1 protein-coding gene is annotated in these 236 nt (G+C 38.6%); it reads left to right on the forward strand.

Translation table 11 applies throughout. From position 1 onward, the window contains the following. Nucleotides 1-34: 34 nt before the first annotated feature. The coding region (locus tag AOA60_RS29730) for a VOC family protein (RefSeq protein WP_178075437.1) at nt 35-236 on the forward strand (202 nt) is incomplete at its 3' end.

The following is a 236-nucleotide window of genomic DNA, read 5'->3' on the forward strand; positions in this document are numbered from 1 at the left end:
GTGTAACGTCAAGACCATATTTGGAGGAGTTTTTATGAACCATTTAAAAGGGATACATCATGTTACAGCTATAACGAGTAGCGCCGAGAAGAATTATGAGTTTTTCACATACGTGTTAGGAATGCGTTTGGTAAAAAAGACAGTGAATCAAGATGACATTCAGACCTATCACTTATTTTTTGCGGACGACACAGGAAGTCCTGGTACTGATATGACATTCTTTGATTTCCCTGGGA

Source organism: Pseudomonas sp. 2822-17, assembly GCF_002742485.1.
GTDB lineage: Bacteria > Pseudomonadota > Gammaproteobacteria > Pseudomonadales > Pseudomonadaceae > Aquipseudomonas > Aquipseudomonas cyclaminis.